The sequence below is a fragment of the Geobacillus sp. Manikaran-105 genome (assembly GCF_002809955.1).
GTDB lineage: Bacteria > Bacillota > Bacilli > Bacillales > Anoxybacillaceae > Geobacillus > Geobacillus thermophilus.
Map to the genome: position 1 here is coordinate 1 of NZ_PIJG01000012.1, position 19,154 is coordinate 19,154.

Consider the following 19,154-nt stretch of genomic DNA (forward strand, 5'->3'; position numbering starts at 1 on the left):
TCTCCTTTCGAATGGCAGGTCGCACTTTCATTCTACAGGAGATCCGCCAGCAAGGGCTATTTTTATGCTTGCTCAAGTTTATCTAGCACCACGGGTTATATATATCAATGTTACCATTTGTTGTTAAAAAAACATCAACAATATTTTGTTATCATCCTAATTAACGAAACACGGACGATGAATTTCGTCTCAAAATAAAGAAGATGGCACAAAACATTAATGCAAGATTCCTTTCATGAATACACGCCTTTTAATAGAGCCGGAGCACTGCCGGCAGTCATGATAAGAAAGTGGAAAACCAAACGCCAATGGCAGTGCCCACGTAATTTCCAATAATATAGCCGAGCGTTCCGACAACGAGAATCGGACCAATTAAGTCTTTCCACCCTTTCGCAATCGCCATGGCCGCCGCTGTCGTTGGTCCACCTACATTGGCGTTGCTTGCGAGTAAAATTTCTTCTAAATCATATTTCAACAGTTTTCCCGCAATCAGCGAAATAAGCAAGTTCATGAGCGCAATAATGGCCACAAATACGAATAATAACGGAGCCTGCTTGATAATAAGCGGAATCGAAGCGGGAATGCCGATAACGACAAAAAATAAATAAATCAAGTACGTTCCGATTTCTTGGCTGCCGTGAATGCGCTCGAAATAGTTAGGAAATAACGCAAGTGCAAAAAACGTCATCGTTGTTAATAACAAATATTTATCTCCAAACAAACCATTCAAAATATTAAGAAAAATAGGCGCGTGTTCGCCTGATGGAATCGCTTGATCTAAGAATGCCGCTAACTTAAACGAAACCATAACGAGCAAGAAAGCGGTGCCGACTGAAAGCGCGATATCCTTTAATGAAATTTCCTTTCGTTTCCAAAAGCTTTCCGCTAGCGTTTTTCCATCTTCCAAGCCGTTTCCGCTTTCCACTTTCCGCACATGCGGTGTGGAAAAATGACGTCGGAAAAAAGATAAGGCTGGTATAATCATCAAAATAATAAAATAGCATGCCATTGTTAAATTATCCGCTACAACGCTTGCAGACACCATTTCTCCCGGCGTTTCGAATTTCGCCGCCATCGCCGCAAAATTGACGCCCCCGCCAATATACGAAGCGCTCATCATCGCACTAATTTTATCAAGATAAGGGATATGATCTTTTAGCAAAAAGAAAGCAGTAATGGTGCCAGCTACCGTGCCAATCGAACTTAATAGAAAAATGACTAGCAATCTTCCGCTTTCTCTCCAAATTTTTTGGATGTTGATGTGAAACAGCAGCAACGGAATAGCCAGCGGCACGATAAACGCCCAAACAGCGTCATAAACAGCTGATTCGGTTGGGATAATGCCTGTGTTGGATAAAATAACGGCACCAATGAGCGCAATAATCGCTCCTGATATTTTCGCCGCCCAGTTATATTTTTGTTCTAAATAAATGCTTACGGATGCCCATACGACAATAATTCCCCACAGCATTAATGTATCATCGGGCTGGATAAGCGTTTTTTCCACGCAGTTCATCCTCCCCATTTTATGAGTTTTTCAAAAGAAACGATAAACAAAAACCATATTCAAAACTCTATCGACCGATTCAAAATTTTTCTTGCATTTTCTCTGCTTTAAGTCTTTTTTTATGTTATGTTACCCGTGGTGCTAGTTGAGCGCTAAAGCTCAACTAGCACCACGGGTGAAAATAGATTTTTGTTTTACTGTGAGATCGATTAGTTTTCCACTCATTTAACAAATCGTTTTCCAATGCTGTCTGCTGCTAAAATGGCGGCATAAACATCATCTGGCGTTACTTTAAACGGCATGTTGTGAATAGTTTCATTTTCAGCACAGGCCGCTTCAGCAACTTTTCGTATTTTGGCCTCAACATCTTCTTTAACTCCCATTTGTTCAAGAGTTACAGGAAGACCTAGTTCAATATTTAAACGGACCATTTTTTCAATTTCTTCCATAGGGCGGTTTTCAAGCACTAATTGGGAAAGTGTACCAAAGGCCACTTTTTCTCCATGATATAGATGGTGAACGTCCTCTAAAACAGTGAAGCCGTTATGAATCGCATGAGCAGCTGCGAGCCCACCGCTTTCAAAACCGATCCCACTTAAATACGTATTGGCTTCCACAACATTTTCAACAGCCTTTGTAACGGTTTTTCTTTGAACTGCGAGATATGCACTAACTCCTTCTTCAAAGAGGATTTTTTGACATAACTCAGCTAGTCCGATCGCTGATTTCGTTATATTTCCTCCAGCCATTGGAATTGCATTTGCTTCGTAACATGCTCTGGCTTCAACATATGTAGCTAAAGCATCCCCAATTCCAGCTGCAAGGAGTCTGGCAGGTGCATTTGCTACAATTTGTGTATCAACCAATACGATGTCAGGGTTTTTAGGGAGGACAAGATACTCCTCAAATACACCATCCTCTGTATAAATGACAGATAATGCACTACATGGTGCGTCTGTAGAAGCAATTGTAGGAACGACTACAGTCGGCAGATTCGTATAGTAACCCAATGCTTTAACGGTATCTAAAGTTTTTCCGCCTCCGACCCCAACAACAACATCAATCTTGTTTTCAATAACGATATTTTTGAGTCGATTAATTTCCTGTTTTGAACATTCTCCTCGAAAAGTTGCAAAGGTAATGGTGCTGTTGCTATTTGAGAAGCTTTCTTCAATGGTCGCTTTTGTAATTTTTTGAACAAACTCATCAGCAATAAATAAAAAGGAACTTCCTAAATGACCAATATGTTTGTGAATATTAATTAGTTCACCTTTCCCTTGAATATATTTGTTCGGTGAAATCAAAATTCTTGCCATATTAAGCCCCCCTATATTTTTAGAATTTCGTGAATAGTCCTTACATTATTATAATACCATTGTAAAAATGAAAAGTCAATTAATATGTGAAACATTTCACAAATATGTAAGATTTTTTATGAATTATTGTTAGGATATCATTTGTGTACACCCGTGGTGCTAGATAAACTCAAACAAGCATAAAAATAGCCCTTGCATGAGGATCCCCTTAAAATGAAAGTGCAACCAACCATTAAAAAGGGGTACCGTCAAGAATTTTGTGTAATGTAATGGGGTAGGGTTTCTCTGAAATGGATTTGGAATGAATAGGGAACTAGTTTCCTCCACACAGGAGACTGAATATTCAGTCTCCTGTGTGGAAAGGGAGAATCAGTATTTGGTTAATGATAACGTTCTTCAAACATTCACTCGAGGGCTTCATGCGCTTCGGCAAATCCTCGCAACTTTCGCCCTGCCCATTTCTCATTAAAATCTTGAATGGTTAAATACACGACTTTTTCCGCAGCTTCTAAACTGCTCAAACTGTTCATCGGCTTTAGACGTTTCCGAATTTCCTTGATCGTTCGTTCGATGGCATTGGTCGTATAAATCACACTTCGAATACTGCTTGGATAATCCATAAATGTAAGGAGGACATCCAACTCATTGGCCCAAGATTGAACTTCTCTTGGATATTTGCTGGACCATTTCGACTCAAACTGTTGAAACATTTGTAACGCCATCTCCTTATTCGGGGCGCGATAAATCAGCTTGAGATCCTCGGCCACTTCCAATTGGTCTTTTTTCCGAACACGATGGAGCGTGTTGCGGACTTTGTGAACGACACAACGCTGCACATCGGCTTTCGGATACACCGCCTTAAAGGCTTCCTCCAACCCCGGTAGTCCATCGAATACGCCCAGAAGCACTTCCTTTACGCCTCTTTGGTAGAGGTGTTGAAGAATTTCCTGCCATACATAGGCGCTTTCTTGTCCTCCCACGAAGAAATCAAGAATTTCGCGATATCCTTCTTCGTTCACCCCTAACACCACATAAATGACTTCTTTCTCCACGGTTTCGCGACGAAGTTTTGCGTATAAACCATCCAAATATAAGACAGAATAACGCTTGTGCAGTGGACGAGTGTGCCATTTCTCGATGTCTTCCTTCACGACATCGGTAATACGGCTGATCGTTGCAGGAGAATAGGCATTGCCTAAAATTCGTTCCATAAACTTGCCAATTTCACGCGTACTCATGCCACTTTGATACATCCTAATGATGGCTTCCTCCAGCCAGCCGGTGTGGCGTTGATAAGGGGCAAACAACTGTGTTTGAAATTCCCCGTTTCGGTCTCTTGGAACCAAAAGACCCTCAATCCGGCCATATTGCGTATCTAGATTTCGCTGATAGTAGCCGTTTCTCCTATTCGGCGTTCCAGCCTGTTCGATTTCGAGGAAATGTTTGATTTCTTCCCGCATAATCAGCTCTAATTTTTCCTTCACAAACTGACGAATGGCATTTTCCAGTTGATTTGCCCAGTCGACATTCGGTATACTTCTTTTAGACATAGGTAGGGTACTCCTTTCTCTAAGATTTTTGGTCCAATCAGAGAATACCCTACCTTTTTTCTTTTGTTCTAGCAAAATGCTTTACACAAACTTTTATACATCATCTAATGTGCTAGTTTATATCATCATTTTTAACCTCAATTTTTGTAAGATATCTTTTTCAACATGATATACCCCTTGACCATTAGTATAGTTTAATTCATGTTCTAATTTGTTTATCAAACTTTTTGCTCCTTTAACATCTCCCTTTAAATACTTAATTATGGCAAGGGAACGGTTATAGGCATATGAATCTAATTTTGATACTCCTTTAAATAATTTATCTATTTCTTCTAAGTTTTCCTCACTGTTTCCATATAAAAATTTATAGAGTATGTATAAACTGTTAAAATTCCCTTTGATAAATTTATTTTCCTTTGTAAGCGGTTCATTTATGATTGGTTGTATACTTAAAAAAATCTGTTCAACATTCCCAGCGTCAAAATAATAATAAAAAAGAAATGTATAGATCATATGATTTTCAATTGAATTTTTCCCTTTAATTATTTCTTTACACTTTTCAATCAACTCTTTATCCCATTCAATTGGTCTTTTTGAACTAAACATCTCACTAAGTATTTGAAATTTTAAAATATGTAAAAACGTTTGTTCCTTGTCTTTAAGTAATAAAAATATATTTCCTCCATCGTTTGCTTCCCCTTTTATAATTGGAAATGAGGTAGCTATAAATATAACAATGTTTAAAAGAGAACACCATAGCATAAAATCGTTTTTATAAATCTTCCCAATCATGAAAAATATAAGAAATGCTATAAAACTAAAAAAAGGGCCTCCAAACAAAAACAATCCCCATTTTGCTTTTATTTTAGAAAAAGTTTCAACAGTAGGGGTCACAAAAGAAACTCCACCGAAATAAATCCAATGTTTATTTTCACGTATTTTTAATTTTCCTTGCACTTTTTCAATTAAAAAGGGACCAAAAGTAAGAAAATGGAAATTAAACTTACATAATACCCCAAAGATCACATGCCCTAATTCGTGCAAAAAAATAGCAATAATCAAACAGATACCCAAAATCCATATATCGAAAATAGTCGATGCTAATGATGGAAATAATTTAGTAACTATTAAGGAAATAAAGAATATAATTAGAAGTAAAATACTAGGTCTATAAATTATATTTTGCATTGAAATCCTCCCTAACCATATTTCTTATAGATAAATCCAGATATTCTAGGAAGAGGCGGGATCCCAACCGAGTTCGGCGGGTATACGGGTTAAGATCGTTTGTTTTAGTTCTTGTTGCTGTTTTTTCATTAAGAACGGAACCCGTCCCAGTGGGCTTTTTCGGTCCAACAGAAGATTGAATAAGGAAACATAAAAAAACGACGGTTTGGCGGCACAGGTTGAGCATGTCAGCAACATCTTTGCCCAAATATCCTTCCATCACGAGACGAACCGCCATGACACGTTGACCAGCGAGGCCTTTTTGATTTTTCATTCTTCTTGGCAAAGTTTTCGTGATGTCCATCCACGGTCATTCGTAATGGTGAGTCGTCTCATCCTGGGTTTGTTCCTTTTCCGATCGAGTGCTTAGGAGCAGTATGATCAAGATGAGAGAAGTTTATCCAAGCGTTATGTAAGGTGCATCAGCCTTGTTGACCCCAGTTGCAAGGAGATACTTCGACAGAATTCGTTTTCATCCTTTCGATGGTGACGAATTTTTTGTTATGGGAGTATATATTAATTTTGTAATTAAATATAAAAAATGGCTCTTCACCACAAAGTGTACTTGACAAAGAAAGACGATTATGATAAAGAAAATCAAAACAGCATTTTTCCTTTTTATACCACACATCTCTTTGAGCAACATTGCTATCATGTTTGTCTTTAAAAGTCAAGTACATCTTTTGGTGATGAACCATTAATTTTATGTAAAATTATCGTTGAACCCTACGCAAGGACCTATTTCTATTTTTAGGAAAAAATATCTATTGCAAATTCATAAAAAATACTGATAATTTTGTATAGACAATCTTTTTCGGGGGGGTGGAGATTGTTTTGTTGTCGAGAATTTTTTTGATTGTCGCGTCGGTCTTCTTCTTTGTTGCAACACTTCCTCTCTCATCGCACGCTCTCGCAGCCAGAGTCAGCGGATTCGATTTTCAACCTGGAGATATTCTTGTCACAAAGAACACACGGTCAGCTGCTTTTGTCGGACACGCAGGAATTGTCGATCAGTCAGGAAAATATTTTGTTAGCATAGCGGGACCAGGTCACTTTCCTGCTAGATATTCCATCCAATGGTGGCTTGAACGCTACCCGAGCACAAAAGTCGTTCGCTACAAATCGGCCAACGCCGCAAAACAAGCTGGAGCATACGCATATCAAAATTATGTGATAGGAAAATACAAAAAACAACCTTACCGAATCACGAACAATCCTAAGGATCGAACCTATTTATATTGTTCCGAAATTGTTTGGCAATCTTATTATTACGGAGCAAACACGCCTTATTATAACTTTGCGACAAAACCATTTAAAAAAGTGATCCCTACGATTATTGCTCCATACGACTATCTTAACAAAACTCTCCAAAAACTGAACGGGTTCTCAACGGTTCATTCTTTCAATTGGCCATAGAGAAAAAGAACGCTATTTAAGCGTTCTTTTTCTCTATCAACCCTCAATCAACCCCTTGCCCGATCAACACAACATCTGTCTTGCTCCGATCCTTCCAGCTGTAATAATAAACGACGGAAGGATCTTTTTTGAAAACGACATATACCTCATAAGGAAGAACCCCGCCTTTGAAATAATTATATTGAACCCCTATTTTCTTTACATCCTCCATTTCGTGCCCCTCTTTTGCTATTTTCATGGAAACCGCAGAAAGAAGATGCTCCCGCTCTCGAACATCCCCTACCATCACGGTTTTTTCGTAATACAAATATCCCGCACTCCCCAACGAAAAAATGAGCAAACCAATGAACACTAAACGCTTCCATTTCCGACTCAACAGAATCCCTCCTTTTTTTTCATAATATACAAAAAATCCCCTCTATCACAACTATTGCGTTGTTTTATTTTTATGTTCTTCGCACGAAAGAGGATATCCTTTCGGAAAAGCTTAGAGTGTGGAAGTATGCCGCCTATTTCAATCCCTGCTCTTGTTGTTTTGGTTTCTTAACAAAAACAAGAACGACAGAACCTTGAACTTTTCTTCTATCTATAGTACCATAAAAACAACAAGAGAACTTGTCAACTCAGCATGACCTCTTGTCTTGTCTCAACATCTTGACATTCCCCAACAAAAAAGAGAGCGTCCTCCGAAAAGGATGAGGGCGCTCTCTTTTTCCGCATATGCAAGTCAACAACAGGCGACCTTTTGAATCAGCTCGCCTTTACATAGCTCGATACCAGCCCCACCCTTGTTCTTCCGCCTCCTCCTCCGTTAACGTGTCGGACAAATATTCCATCTCTTGACAAATCTTTGTTGCTTCTTCGTTTGTCATTCCTAATTGTTTGCATGCCAACAACAAATATCCCAGGGCTTGACGATTGGTCATTTCCTCTTCGCAAAGCTCGCGCAAGGAAATCCTGTTCTTTTGGGAAAGGAGACGATTTTGCGCGAGCTTCACTGTAAATTAACACATTATTTCAGAATCCCTTTTTCAAATTATTTCAGGCGGATTCGGAAATAATGTGCAAAATTTTTGCGGATTGTTCCGGATTTTGCACATTCTTTCGRAAGGTGGTTGGAAAGCCGTGGCGATGGTTGCAGGTGCATCGTTGATAGGCAGTGTAGCTTTCAACAGCAGGGGAGTGTTTGCTTCAAAAAAGCAAAGGCCGCCCCTGAGCGCCGAGAACGGCCTTCCCTTTTATTTGCCGCACTTGCCCGTCAGTCAATGCGGCACAGCTCGGGCGGGCAGCCTTCGCAGGCGATTTCGTCACGCAAATATTGCAAGTTGTGGACGCAAATTTTTCCTTTTTGCACGGAGATGACGCCTTTTTTCCGCAAATCGCCGAGCATGCGGTTGACGACTTCACGGGCGGCGCCGCAAAAGTTGGCGAGCTCTTGGTTCGTCAGCGGCACGTCGATCAAAATGCCGTCTTCTTTCATGACGCCGTAGCTGTTGCACAAACGGATGAGCGTTGAATAGAGCGCTCCTTTTTTGCCGTGTAAAATCAAGTCGCGGAATTTCGTCTGCGTTTTGCGGAAATGGAGGCTCATCCATTTCATCAACTCGATCGCCAGCGTCGGATTGTTGGCAAGTTCTTGTTCGAGCGTCTCGCGCTTAATGGCGGAAACGACGCCGTCTTCCAGCACTTTCGCCGTCAGCATGTAGCGGGCGCCAGGGCAAAACAGTGTCAGCTCGCCGATCAAATCGCCCTCGCTGCAAATGCGCAGCGCGAGCTCCTGTCCGTCCATGTCCATTTTGCTGATTTGGATTTTCCCCGATTGGATATAGTAAATATCGTCTGCTTTTTCCCCTTCTTGAAACAAGTACGTTCCCTTCTCAAGGCGAAGATCGCGCCCAAGCGATGTAAGCCACTTCTGCCATTCACGAGATTCCATCTCGTTCATCTGATCACAACCTTACGTAAAATGTATCGCTATATAAAAGTGTACAGGAAAAAAGAGGGAAGTCAATATAAGGATAGTGAAAAGATTGAAAACTTGTTGAACATCGGTGGAATCGTTTGTGAAAGTCTTTGCATCCCGAGAACATGAGGGCGATGGAGTCAAGGATGCACCTTGGCTGCCGGGACAAATCGGTATTCGTTTCCCATAGACGGAGGGAGGGGCAAGAAAAAAATCTTTGAAAATTATTAAATATACATTTGATTTTATTTTTATACAGTATTATAATGAGAACTACATGAGGCATACGGGTGAGGGGGAACATGATGAACGTAGCCATTATCGGGGCGACGGGGTACAGCGGCGCGGAGTTGTTCCGCTTGCTATACGGGCATCCGCATGTGAGCCGCTGCGACGTTTTCTCGTCGTCGCAGGACGGGGTTCATGTATCGGAAAGTTTCCCGCACGTCGGTTCGGTCGATGGTGCGGTGTTGCATAAACTTGAAATCGAGGCGCTTTCTCGTTACGATGCGGTCTTTTTCGCCACGCCGCCCGGGGTGTCCGGGGAGTGGGCGCCGGCGCTCGTGGATCGGGGAGTGAAAGTGATCGATTTATCGGGCGATTTCCGGTTGAAAGACGGCGCGGTGTACGAACAATGGTACGGACGGCAGGCGGCGCCGGCGGAATATTTGCAAAAGGCGGTGTACGGGCTGACCGAGTGGAATCGGGAGGCGGTGCGCGGAGCCGTGCTCCTATCCAATCCGGGCTGCTATCCGACAGCGACGCTGCTTGGCTTGGCGCCGCTTGTCAAAGAAGGATTAATTAAGGAAGACTCGATCATCGTGGACGCCAAATCGGGCGTATCGGGCGCGGGGCGGAAAGCAGGGCTTGGGACGCATTTTTCCGAAGTGAACGAAAACGTGAAAATTTATAAAGTGAACGTCCATCAGCACATTCCGGAAATTGAGCAAACGCTGCAAACGTGGAATGAAGCGATGGAGCCGATTACGTTCAGCACCCATTTGATTCCGATGACACGGGGCATTATGGCGACGATCTATGCGAAGGCGAAACAACCGATTTCGCCAAACGACTTGGTAGATTTATATAAAACAAGTTATGAAGGTTCGCCGTTTATCCGCGTTCGCAAGGTCGGGCAATTTCCGACGACGAAAGAAGTGTACGGCTCAAATTATTGCGACATCGGCCTCGCCTACGATGAACGGACGGGACGGGTGACGGTCGTGTCGGTGATCGATAACTTGATGAAAGGCGCTGCCGGGCAGGCGGTGCAAAACTTCAATTTGATAATGGGGTGGGATGAGGCAGCGGGCCTCCGATCCTTGCCGATCTATCCGTGAGGGAAGGGGAACGAACAATGACAGCAACGAAACAAACGGGGCAAGTGACGGCGGTCGCCGATGGAACAGTGGTGACGCCGAAAGGATTTCAAGCGGCCGGGGTGAATGCCGGGCTGCGCTATTCGAAAAACGATTTAGGGGTTATTCTATGCGACGTGCCCGCTTCGGCGGCGGCGGTGTATACCCAAAGCCATTTCCAGGCGGCGCCGCTCAAAGTGACGCAGGCGAGCCTCGCTGTAGAACAAAAATTGCAGGCGGTCATCGTCAACAGCGCGTGCGCGAACGCCTGCACCGGTGCGCAGGGGCTCAAGGACGCTTATGAAATGCGTGAGTTGTGCGCGAAACAGTTTGGCCTGGCGCTGCACCATGTGGCCGTCGCTTCAACGGGCGTAATCGGGGAATATTTGCCGATGGAAAAAATTCGCGCGGGCATCGAAAAGCTTGTTCCAGGGGCGACGATGGCGGATGCGGAGGCGTTTCAAACGGCGATTTTAACGACGGATACGGTGATGAAGCGCGCTTGTTACCAAACGACCGTCGATGGGAAAACGGTCACCGTCGGCGGGGCGGCGAAAGGATCGGGGATGATCCATCCGAACATGGCGACGATGCTCGCGTTCATTACGACCGATGCCAACATTTCTTCGGCGGTGCTGCATGATGCGCTCCGGTCGATTACCGATGTATCGTTCAATCAAATTACCGTCGATGGCGATACGTCGACGAATGACATGGTTGTGGTGATGGCAAGCGGTCTTGCCGGAAATGACGAGCTGACGCCGAATCATCCGGATTGGGAAAACTTTTATGAGGCGCTGCGGAAAACGTGCGAAGATTTGGCGAAGCAAATCGCCAGAGACGGCGAGGGGGCGACGAAGCTCATTGAAGTGCGCGTGCGCGGTGCGAAAACGGATGAGGAAGCGAAAAAAATCGCCAAGCAAATCGTCGGCTCCAACTTAGTGAAAACGGCCGTTTACGGCGCGGATGCCAACTGGGGGCGGATCATCGGCGCGATCGGCTATGCGGACGCTGACGTTGATCCGGACAATGTTGATGTCGCCATCGGGCCGATGGTGATGCTGAAAGGAAGCGAGCCGCAGCCGTTCTCGGAAGAAGAAGCGGCGGCGTATTTGCAACAAGAGACGGTCGTCATTGAGGTCGATTTGCATATAGGCGATGGTGTCGGCGTTGCGTGGGGCTGCGATTTGACATACGATTATGTGAAAATTAACGCCAGCTATCGGACGTAAGGAGAGAGAAAGATGGGGAAAACGGTCGTCATCAAATGCGGCGGCAGCGTGCTCGATGAGCTGTCTCCCGCCTTTTTTGCCAGCGTCAGAACGATGCGGGAACAAGGGATGGATGTCGTCATCGTCCACGGCGGCGGGCCGGAAATCGGACAGATGCTCAAAACGCTTCGCGTGCCGAGCGAGTTTGTCAACGGCTTGCGGAAGACGACGAAAGACGTGCTCGCCGTTGTGGAAATGGTGCTCTCCGGCAAAGTGAACAAACAGCTTGTCGCGATGCTCAGGCAGCACGGTTTGCCCGCGGTCGGTGTTTCCGGTGTGGACGGGGGGCTGCTCGAAGCTGAACCGATTGACTTTGCTAAACTTGGCTATGTCGGCCGTGTGAAAACGGTTCGCTCCCGTCTTTTGCGCACGCTGCTTGAGGCGGGCTACATTCCGGTCGTTTCGCCGCTTGGCATCGATCAAAACGGGCAAACATACAACATTAACGCCGACACGGCGGCTGGGGCGGTCGCGGCCGCTATCGGCGCCAGCCAGCTCGCGTTTGTGACGAACGTGCCCGGCATTTTGCGAGACGGCGCGCTCGTGGCCGAGGCGACGGCGGAAACGATTGAACGACTGATCGAAGACGGCGTCATCACGGGCGGGATGATTCCGAAAGTGAAAGCGGCGCTGTCCGCCCTGTCCGATGCGCTGCCCGAGGTGATGATCGTCAGCGGCAAAACGACGTTTTACCAGAACGGAACATGGCACGGCACAACGATTCGCAAAGAAGTGGGGGTATATTTATGAGCGCGCTATTTCCGACTTACAACCGTTGGAATATCGCCGTCCAGTCGGCCGAAGGGACGGTGGTGACCGATGTGAATGGAAAACAATATCTCGACTTTGTTTCCGGCATTGCCGTCTGCAATCTCGGCCATCGCCATCCGCATGTCCAAAAGGGCATTGAACAACAGCTGAATCAATATTGGCATGTCTCGAACTTGTTTACGATTCCCATTCAAGAAGAGGTCGCGTCCTTGCTTGTCGCCCACAGCGCCGGCGATTATGTTTTTTTCTGCAACAGCGGGGCGGAAGCGAACGAGGCGGCGCTGAAGCTGGCGCGCAAACATACTGGGAGACACAAAGTCATTACGTTCCGCCAGTCGTTTCACGGCCGCACGTTCGCGACGATGGCGGCGACCGGGCAGGAGAAAGTGCATAGCGGTTTTGGTCCGCTGCTTCCGGAATTCATTCACTTGCCGCTGAATGATGTCGACGCGCTCAAGCAGGCGATGAGCGAAGAAGTGGCGGCAGTCATGCTTGAAGTCGTCCAAGGGGAAGGCGGCGTCCGCCCGGTTAACCCGGCGTTTTTGCAGACAGCGTCGGAGCTGTGTCAACAGCACGGAGCGCTTTTGATCATCGACGAAGTGCAAACCGGCATCGGCCGGACCGGAAAGCCGTTTGCGTACCAGCACTTTGATGTGGAGCCGGACATCATCACCGCAGCGAAAGGGCTTGGCAGCGGCATTCCGGTTGGGGCGATGATCGGTAAAGCGTTTTTGAAAGAATCGTTTGGACCTGGGGTGCACGGGTCGACGTTTGGCGGCAACCCGATCGCGATGGCCGCCGCCAAGGCGACGTTAGAAGTGGTGTTTGATCCGGCGTTTTTGCAAGATGTGCAGGAGAAAGGCCGCTATTTGCTTGCACGCCTCCATGACGCGCTCGCTTTGCTTGACATCGTCAAGGACGTGCGCGGGCTCGGGCTGCTGGTCGGAATCGAGTGCCAAACGGACGTCGCACCGCTGTTGCCATTGATTCACGAAAACGGCTTGCTCGTCCTTTCGGCGGGGCCGAACGTGATCCGCCTGTTGCCGCCGCTTGTCGTGACGAAAGCGGAAATCGATGAAGCGGTGGACATTTTGACAAACGTGTTGAACAACGCCAACGCCTCAGCCGTCTTGTAAACGGACGGCCGACGGCTTAATTTTTATTCCTGTTCATGCATAAAAATTCCTGAACGGTTATAAAAACTCAAACGATGAGGTGGCGCCAATGAAAGCGTATTTGCATGTGGCGAGCGGAAAAACGTTCAGCGGGGAGCTCGCCGCTCCGCTTGAAGAAAAGGTGAGCGGGGAGATCGTTTTTTTCACCGGCATGACCGGGTATCAAGAAGTGTTGACCGACCCGTCGTATAAAAACCAAATCATCGTTTTTACGTACCCGCTCATCGGCAATTACGGCATCAACGAAGATGATTTTGAAAGCAAGCGGCCGCACGTCGAAGCGGTCGTCGTCTACGAAGCGAGCCGAGAAGGGTTTCATTACGGGGCGAAATACAGTCTGGCGGAATACTTGCAGCATTGGAACATTCCGCTTCTCACGCATGTGGACACGCGCGCCCTTGTGAAAGAAATCCGCACCGCTGGAACGATGATGGCGGAATTAAGTTTGTCGCCGATTTCAGCCGTTGGAGGCGAGGAAGCAGTATTTCCCGTGCGCGCGGTGTCAACGAAAACGATCGAAACATACGGCGAAGGCGGCCCGCATTTGGTGCTCGTCGATTTCGGCTATAAAAAATCGATTTTGCAGTCGCTTCTTGCGCGCGGCTGCCGGGTGACGGTTGTGCCGCATGATACGACGCCGGAAGCGATTGATGCGCTGAAACCGGACGGGCTTGTCCTCTCGAACGGCCCAGGCGATCCGAAACAGTTACGCCATCAGCTTCCCGCTATCCGTCAGCTGATCGACCGGTATCCGACGCTTGCGATTTGCCTTGGCCATCAGCTCGTTGCCTTGGCGTACGGGGCGGATACGGAAAAACTCCGCTTCGGGCATCGCGGCGCCAATCAACCGGTGTGGGACGCGGTGAAGCAAAACGTGATGATGACATCACAAAACCATAGTTATGTCGTCAAAGAAGGCAGTTTGGTGGGCAAACCGTTTGACATTCGTTTCATCAACGTCAACGACGGTTCGGTCGAGGGCATCGTCCATCGCCATAAACCGATTTTGTCCGTGCAATACCATCCGGAGGCGCATCCGGGGCCGCACGATACCGGCTATATTTTCGACGAATTTTTGCAAACCGTGTTCAAGGGAGAGAACGTCTATGCCTAAAGATTCTTCGCTTCAATCGATTCTCCTGATCGGGTCGGGGCCGATCGTCATCGGCCAGGCTGCTGAGTTTGATTATTCCGGCACGCAGGCGTGCATCGCCTTAAAGGAAGAAGGATACCGCGTCATTTTAGTGAACAACAATCCGGCGACGATCATGACCGATGATGTCCATGCCGATGCCGTGTATTTTGAACCGCTCACCGTTGAGGCGGTCGAAGCGATCATTGCCAAAGAACGCCCGGACGGGCTGCTCGCCACATTCGGGGGCCAGACAGGGCTCAATTTGGCGTTTCAGCTGCATGAAGCCGGCGTGCTTGAAAAGTATGGGGTGAGACTGCTCGGAACACCGATTGAAGCGATTAAGCGCGGGGAGGACCGCGAAGCGTTCCGCGCGTTGATGCACGAGCTTGGCGAACCGGTGCCGGAAAGCGAAATTGTTACAAGCGTCGAGGAAGCGGTCGCGTTCGCCGAACAAATCGGTTTTCCGATCATTATTCGTCCTGCGTATACGCTCGGCGGGGCGGGCGGCGGCATTGCCGAAAACATGGAGCAGTTTCTCGCGCTCGTAGAAAAAGGATTGAACGAAAGCCCGATTCATCAATGTTTGATCGAACGGAGCGTCGCCGGATTTAAGGAAATTGAATATGAAGTGATGCGCGACCAATCGAATACGTGCATTACCGTTTGCAATATGGAAAACGTCGATCCGGTCGGCATTCATACAGGAGATTCGATCGTCGTTGCACCGTCGCAGACGTTGACCGATGAGGAGTACCAAATGCTCCGTTCGTCGGCGGTGAAGATCATTTCCGCATTAGGGATCATTGGCGGCTGCAACATTCAGTTCGCCCTTGACCCGAACAGCAAACAATATTACTTAATCGAAGTCAACCCGCGCGTCAGCCGCTCGTCAGCGCTGGCGTCCAAGGCGACCGGCTACCCGATCGCCCGCATTGCGGCGAAGCTGGCGGTCGGCTATACGCTTGCGGAACTCGTCAACCCGGTGACGAAAACGACGTACGCCAGCTTTGAACCGGCCTTGGATTATGTCGTCGTCAAGTTTCCGCGCTTGCCGTTTGACAAGTTTCCGCACGCGGATCGGAAGCTCGGCACGCAAATGAAGGCGACCGGGGAAGTGATGGCGATCGACCGTAACATGGAGCGGGCGTTTCAAAAAGCGGTGCAGTCGCTCGAAGGCAAAAACAACGGACTGTTGTTGCCGGAGCTTTCGGTGAAAACGAATGATGAGCTGAAACAGCTGCTTGTCGACAAAGACGACCGCCGCTTTTTCGCGATTTTGGAACTGCTCCGCCGCGGGGTGGCGGTTGAAGCCATTCACAAATGGACGAAAATCGACCGCTTTTTCCTTTGCTCGTTCGAGCGGCTTGTCGCCCTTGAAAAACGGGCAGCGGCTGCAACGTTGGACACGATTGAGGAGCAAACGTTCCGTTTCTTGAAAGAAAAAGGATGTAGCGACGCCTTTTTAGCTGAAACGTGGGGCGTGACGGAGCTTGACGTGCGCAACAAGCGGAAGGAACTTGGCATCGTGCCGTCATACAAAATGGTCGACACGTGCGCGGCCGAATTTCATTCAGAAACGGATTATTACTACTCGACTTATTTCGGCGAAGACGAGCGAAAACAACCGAGCGGCAAAGAGAAAGTGCTGATCATTGGAGCCGGACCGATCCGCATCGGCCAAGGCATTGAGTTTGACTACAGCTCCGTTCATAGCGTGTTCGCCTTGCAAAAAGAGGGCTATGAAACGGTGATGATCAACAACAATCCGGAAACGGTGAGCACCGACTTTGCCGTCGCCGACCGTCTGTACTTTGAACCGCTGACGCTTGAGAGCGTCCTCGATGTTATCGAAGCGGAACAAATCAAGCATGTCATCGTTCAATTTGGCGGTCAGACGGCGATCAATTTGGTCAAAGGACTCGAAGAAGCCGGCGTGCCGCTGCTTGGCGTCACGTACGATATGATTGACCAGCTCGAGGACCGCGATCGTTTTTACCAGTTGCTTGAGGAGCTTGACATCCCGCACGTACCGGGCTTGATGGCGAACAACGCCGAGGAGCTCGCCGCCAAAGCGGCTGAGATCGGCTGCCCGGTGCTGCTTCGTCCGTCGTATGTCATCGGGGGCCGCGGCATGTTTATCGTCCATAGCGAGGCGCAGCTCGCTGCTTTGATCGAGCAAGGCGAGTTGACCTATCCGATTTTGATTGATGCGTATTTGGACGGGAAAGAGGCAGAAGCGGACATCGTGACGGATGGAACAGACATCGTGCTGCCGGTCATCATTGAACACGTCGAAAAAGCCGGCGTCCACTCCGGTGACAGCTATGCTTGGCTGCCGGCGCAGACGCTCACAGACGAAGAAAAAGCGAAAATCATCGACTATGCGGGCCGGATTGCGAAAAAACTCGGCTTTAAAGGAATTATGAACATTCAATATGTCATTGCGGACGGCAATGTATATGTCCTGGAAGTGAACCCGCGCGCGAGCCGGACGGTGCCGATCGTCAGCAAAACGACCGGCGTGCCGCTGGCGCAAATTGCGACAAAATTATTGCTTGGGAAATCGCTTGTCGACATCGTGGACGAAAAAGCGCGCGGCTTGGCGGTCATGCCGTACGCCGTGTTAAAGTATCCGGTCTTTTCGACCCATAAGCTGCCGGGGGTTGACCCGGTGGTTGGGCCAGAGATGAAATCGACCGGCGAAGGCATCAGTATCGCCGCAACGAAGGAGGAAGCGGCGTATAAAGCGTTTTATCCGTATTTGCAAAAGAAAGCGAACGCGAACGAGGTCTATGTCATTGGCAACATCGATGCCGAGCTGGAGGCGGAGATGACGGCGAAACAGCTGACCATCGTCGCTGATGTCCCGTTTGCCGATTGGGTGAAGCGCGACACGGCGCTCGCGGTGATCGACTTGGGCAAAGAGGAAGGCGAAGCGAACAAACGAATGACTGCGTTGTCCCGACAATTGCTCGTCTTCACGGAACGTGAGACATTGAAGCTCTTCTTGCAGGCGCTCGATGTCGATCATCTTGATGTGCAGCCGATCCATGGCTGGTTGGAAAAGAAAAAACAGGCAGAACAGGCGGTGATCGCATGAATGCAGTGATGTCATTAAAAGGGAGAGATTTTTTAACGCTTCTTGATTTCTCGACAGAAGAAATTTTGGACTTGCTGGCGTTAGCAGCTGATTTAAAAGCGAAACAAAAAGCCGGTGTATCGTATACGCCGCTTTCCGGGAAAACAATGGCGATGATTTTTGAAAAGCCGTCAACGCGCACGCGCGTGTCGTTTGAAGTCGGCATGATTCAGCTTGGCGGCCAGGCGATGTATTTAAACGGAAACGATTTGCAGCTTGGCCGCGGCGAAACGATCGCCGATACGGCCCGCGTCTTGTCGCAATACGTCGATGTCATTATGATTCGCACATTTGCCCATCAAAAAGTCGAGGAGTTGGCCGAATATGCGTCCGTTCCGGTCATCAACGGCCTGACGGACGACGATCATCCGTGCCAGGCGTTGGCGGATTTGCTGACGATTTACGAAGTGAAGAAAACGTTCCAAGGCGTCAAGCTCGCCTATGTCGGCGACGGGAACAACGTCGCCAACGCCTTGCTTGCGGCCGCAGCAAAAGTGGGAATGGATATTTTCATTGCCTGTCCGCCAGGCTATGAGCCGAAGGAGGAATACGTCGAGGCAGCGCGCCAGATCGGCGAGAAAACCGGGGCAACCGTTGTGGTGACGCACGACCCGCTTGAGGCAGTGGCCGGAGCGGATGCGATTTATACGGATGTCTGGACGAGCATGGGCCAAGAAAGCGAAAGTGCTGAGCGGCTGCAAGTGTTTCAGCCGTATCAAGTCAACGAAGAGCTCGTCAAAGCGGCCAAACCCGATTACCTCTTTTTGCATTGCCTGCCGGCCCATCGCGGCGAAGAAGTGACGGCCGGCGTCATGGACGGCCCGAACTCGGTCGTCTTTGAGCAGGCCGGCAACCGGCTTCATGCGCAAAAAGCGATTTTGTTGTCCGTTTTATAGCAAAGGGGGAATTCCCGTTTCGGGAGTTCCTTTTTCACTTTGAAAAGGATTTCGAGGGGAGAGCTCCTTTTCGTTGTGAACAGCGTGGCGTTCCGTTTGCGATCCTCCATCATTTTCCTTCTTATGAACAGCGATGAAACCGGGCATGATAACAAATGCAATCGAAGCAAGGGGGATGAAACAAATGGGCCAACCGCGCCATTTCAAACCAGGCGATAAAGCGCCGAACAACGGCGTGTATATTGAAATCGGCGAAACGGGAGACAATGTAAAGCACCCGAAAAAGCTGAAACTGAAAGCCGGCGATACGTTTCCAGAAACGTCGAACCATAACCGGCATTGGACGTATTTGCGCAAACCGTGAAGCAGAACAAAAGCCATTCCAAGCATGGAGTGGCTTTTCATTTGCTGTGCGCTTTGCGATCCGCTA

At 47.9% G+C, this 19,154-nt stretch carries 17 protein-coding genes; 9 read left to right on the top strand and 8 right to left on the bottom strand.

What is annotated here, in order from left to right; genetic code table 11:
• Positions 1 to 277: 277 nt before the first annotated feature.
• The 5 genes from CV945_RS05265 to CV945_RS05285 form a co-directional block, all read right to left on the bottom strand.
• A complete protein-coding gene (locus CV945_RS05265; RefSeq protein ID WP_100659279.1) occupies positions 278 to 1,507 on the bottom strand; it encodes a DUF819 family protein in 1,230 nt (409 codons plus the stop codon).
• A 221-nt stretch (positions 1,508 to 1,728) separates the two neighbouring features.
• On the bottom strand, positions 1,729 to 2,823 hold the full coding sequence (locus CV945_RS05270) for a glycerol dehydrogenase (RefSeq protein WP_049625510.1): 1,095 nt from the start codon (positions 2,821 to 2,823) through the stop codon (positions 1,729 to 1,731).
• A 404-nt stretch (positions 2,824 to 3,227) separates the two neighbouring features.
• Entirely contained in the window at positions 3,228 to 4,373 is a 1,146-nt protein-coding gene (locus tag CV945_RS05275) for an IS256 family transposase (protein ID WP_100659280.1), read from the bottom strand.
• Positions 4,374 to 4,490: 117 nt separating this feature from the next.
• Positions 4,491 to 5,561 (bottom strand): M50 family metallopeptidase, encoded by a 1,071-nt coding sequence (locus tag CV945_RS05280; protein WP_100659281.1) that lies wholly within the window; start codon positions 5,559 to 5,561, stop codon positions 4,491 to 4,493.
• Positions 5,542 to 5,904, bottom strand: a complete 363-nt coding sequence (locus CV945_RS05285; protein WP_483299650.1) for a hypothetical protein — start codon at positions 5,902 to 5,904, stop codon at positions 5,542 to 5,544. Before CV945_RS05285 ends, CV945_RS05280 begins: the two co-directional genes overlap by 20 nt.
• Before the next feature lie 518 nt (positions 5,905 to 6,422).
• On the opposite strand from CV945_RS05285, the gene CV945_RS05290 reads away from it, so the two are divergent.
• A complete protein-coding gene (locus tag CV945_RS05290) occupies positions 6,423 to 7,016 on the top strand; it encodes a C40 family peptidase (RefSeq protein WP_128733434.1) in 594 nt (197 codons plus the stop codon).
• 43 nt (positions 7,017 to 7,059) lie between these two features.
• On the opposite strand, the gene CV945_RS05295 is transcribed toward CV945_RS05290, so the two are convergent.
• The 3 genes from CV945_RS05295 to CV945_RS05310 all read right to left on the bottom strand — a co-directional run bounded on the left by CV945_RS05295 (position 7,060) and on the right by CV945_RS05310 (position 8,961).
• A complete protein-coding gene (locus CV945_RS05295; protein WP_025950016.1) occupies positions 7,060 to 7,392 on the bottom strand; it encodes a DUF3139 domain-containing protein in 333 nt (110 codons plus the stop codon).
• A 385-nt stretch (positions 7,393 to 7,777) separates the two neighbouring features.
• The gene (locus CV945_RS17750; protein WP_255407714.1) at positions 7,778 to 7,909 is read right to left on the bottom strand and encodes a hypothetical protein; all 132 of its coding nucleotides are present in this window, start codon (positions 7,907 to 7,909) and stop codon (positions 7,778 to 7,780) included.
• A gap of 365 nt (positions 7,910 to 8,274) precedes the next feature.
• Entirely contained in the window at positions 8,275 to 8,961 is a 687-nt protein-coding gene (locus tag CV945_RS05310; RefSeq protein ID WP_100659283.1) for a Crp/Fnr family transcriptional regulator, read from the bottom strand.
• 323 nt (positions 8,962 to 9,284) lie between these two features.
• On the opposite strand from CV945_RS05310, the gene argC reads away from it, so the two are divergent.
• The 8 genes from argC (at position 9,285) to CV945_RS05350 (ending at position 19,088) form a co-directional block, all read left to right on the top strand.
• Positions 9,285 to 10,319 (top strand): N-acetyl-gamma-glutamyl-phosphate reductase, encoded by a 1,035-nt coding sequence (gene argC / locus CV945_RS05315; RefSeq protein ID WP_100659284.1) that lies wholly within the window; start codon positions 9,285 to 9,287, stop codon positions 10,317 to 10,319.
• Positions 10,320 to 10,336: 17 nt separating this feature from the next.
• A complete protein-coding gene (gene argJ / locus CV945_RS05320; RefSeq protein ID WP_100659285.1) occupies positions 10,337 to 11,569 on the top strand; it encodes a bifunctional ornithine acetyltransferase/N-acetylglutamate synthase in 1,233 nt (410 codons plus the stop codon).
• A 12-nt stretch (positions 11,570 to 11,581) separates the two neighbouring features.
• Entirely contained in the window at positions 11,582 to 12,358 is a 777-nt protein-coding gene (gene argB, locus CV945_RS05325; RefSeq protein WP_100659286.1) for an acetylglutamate kinase, read from the top strand.
• Positions 12,355 to 13,515, top strand: coding sequence for an acetylornithine transaminase (locus CV945_RS05330; protein WP_100659287.1), 1,161 nt, complete (start codon positions 12,355 to 12,357; stop codon positions 13,513 to 13,515). Before argB ends, CV945_RS05330 begins: the two co-directional genes overlap by 4 nt.
• Before the next feature lie 88 nt (positions 13,516 to 13,603).
• Entirely contained in the window at positions 13,604 to 14,668 is a 1,065-nt protein-coding gene (locus CV945_RS05335) for a carbamoyl phosphate synthase small subunit (protein WP_050368357.1), read from the top strand.
• Positions 14,661 to 17,789 carry a carbamoyl-phosphate synthase (glutamine-hydrolyzing) large subunit gene (locus CV945_RS05340; RefSeq protein WP_100659288.1) on the top strand — a complete coding sequence of 1,043 codons (3,129 nt, stop codon included), beginning with the start codon at positions 14,661 to 14,663 and terminating at the stop codon, positions 17,787 to 17,789. The genes CV945_RS05335 and CV945_RS05340 overlap by 8 nt, the downstream gene beginning before the upstream one ends.
• Entirely contained in the window at positions 17,786 to 18,724 is a 939-nt protein-coding gene (gene argF, locus CV945_RS05345; RefSeq protein WP_100659289.1) for an ornithine carbamoyltransferase, read from the top strand. The genes CV945_RS05340 and argF overlap by 4 nt, the downstream gene beginning before the upstream one ends.
• Positions 18,725 to 18,908: 184 nt before the next feature.
• Positions 18,909 to 19,088: a YjzC family protein gene (locus tag CV945_RS05350; protein WP_011230299.1), complete on the top strand. Its 180-nt coding sequence runs from the start codon at positions 18,909 to 18,911 to the stop codon at positions 19,086 to 19,088.
• Positions 19,089 to 19,154: the final 66 nt, after the last annotated feature.